General features: G+C 42.2%; 1 pseudogene. It reads right to left on the minus strand.

The features are described 5' to 3' along the window. Nucleotides 1-2,106: pseudogene (locus KZ793_RS09295) on the minus strand (hypothetical protein); the annotation flags it as partial.

A 2,106-nucleotide genomic window follows, 5' to 3' on the forward strand; every position in this document is an offset into this window, starting at 1 on the left:
TACCCAAGATTCTAATTTGTAAGGATCAATGCCTTCATTTTCAACGAGTTGGCGATTAATCACTACACTGACTACAAATGAAAAGCGATCGGCTAAAGCATATTTTTCGCTGGAGAAATACCAACGATAGCGCCATGCTTCTGCCTCTGATGGAAAATTATTCGGTGAGTTTTTACTGCGTTTGATGAGTATCTTTCCTTGGATGCGATCAAATTTAATGACGCTTGCCTTGAGTTCATAATCAGGTTTCTTGTCCGGCCCGGACGGTGTAATGACATATTTCAGGGTAATTTTATCATTTTCTTCGATCATCGCTGGAAAGGGGCTTTGAGCGCTGGAAGTGATCCAGCGTTCATCTTCGGCATCACTTTGATAGGTTTGATCGGCATAAACCAGTTGATAATCCATGTCTTCCAGCCATACCGGGCTGTTTAGCCAGCGTAATTTATCTTGCTCAAATGCTTGTTGCACTCTGCTCAGATTGCGTTCTAGATCGCTGCTGTTACTGATGTTAAGAGAGAAGGTATCTTCTGTGACATCCGTAATCATTTGACCTCGCAATACCAGTTTATTATCACCTTCATAGACAATGAGATTTATTACTTGTCCTTGCAGTAACCGGCCTGCTGTACCTTGCTGGGTAATTTCTAACTGATTGTCTTCAACTATTAGCGAATCAGGTTTTTGCTCGGTATCGAATGTTTTATCAGGTTTTACCGGTAAGAGTTGACGGTGTTCAATCAGATAGAAAGGCAAGTTAGCCAAATTAGGCGTTTCACTAAAACACTCTCCACCCAGACCTAACCGGGCAGCAATGCGTTTCTGGAGTGCCGATACCTTATCAATACGAATATTGTTACGCTGATAGGCCAGTTCCGGCTGTTGAGACAGGTATCCCCGTTGGGTAGATAAGAAATCCAGTAAATCTAGGGTAAGTGGCCGGGCTGCGCGCTGAGTACCAAAATAGCCCAACAGATAATCCACAATTGTCAGCTCTTTTGCATAGTTTTTGGTCTGAATAGTGCCTTGATGAGAGATTTGTGAATCGTTGTTGAGCTTTACTATCAAATCAGATTCTATGTTTTGATGGACTTGCTGACTGACTGTATCAGCTTTAAAAGGCCATTGAATACCGTAAACGTTATTTCCCCGTTGTTTAAATGCCAATAGTTTTGGTAACAAGTCAAGTTCGGCGCAGCCATTGGCCAGCATCTGTTCAAACGGCAGCATAAATTGGTGTAATTGTACTTGTTGTTGGCTATTGGCATAGGTCTGTAATTCATAGCAAGCAGGTAATTTATTGCTTACCGGATAGTAATCCAGGACTTTTCGATGTTTTCCCCAATTTAATAATTCCGGCTGGGTGTTAATTAGCGGATCGGCAATGATTTTTTCCTCTATTTGTTGTTTGGAAACGATAATATTAATTCCACCTTTGGCGGTAATGGTGAGTGGGCTGTCTGACGAGGTAATTAATGCCAGTGGATCGCTGCCCCATAATCTGGGGTAATATCCTTGGGCGATTTTCCAGGACCAATTATCGTTCGGTAGCGGGGAAATTATTTCATCGGGCGGAGTGAGAGCTAATCGGGTGATATTTTGCACCCCTTTAATTGCCAGTAATTGGTTAACCAAGTGGCTTAAATTTAATATGGTAGCGCTGGTGTAATCTTTGACTTGCGGTAATGTCGGTATCCAGCCGTGACGTAAATAGGGGCCAGAGAATATCTCTTCGTTACTGTAACCCTGATTTTTTATGGCCTGTGTGGTATAACGTGCGGGTTTTGCCTGCACCATCTGTTCCGCTGTTATATAAATTTGGGCAAATATGTCGGCGATATCGTTGACATCATCATCAAGTTCAATGTCAATCTGTAGAGGAAAATCGGTGGGTTGTAGCCAGATAATATGGCTGACGGATTCCCCCAAGTTACGATTATTTTTCAGGAAAGTCTGCAAACTTTTCTGAGCGGCAGCTTTGTTATTTTCAGTTTCCCGACTGGGGAGTAAATAGAGCCAATAATTTCCTCTTAACGTTAACCGTTCGCTATTCGGGGTTGACGTAAAACTGTATTCACGTTTTTCTTTGTTATACCAGTATTCATA

It is taken from the genome of Photorhabdus antumapuensis (assembly GCF_020387775.1).
Taxonomy (GTDB): Bacteria; Pseudomonadota; Gammaproteobacteria; order Enterobacterales; family Enterobacteriaceae; genus Photorhabdus; species Photorhabdus antumapuensis.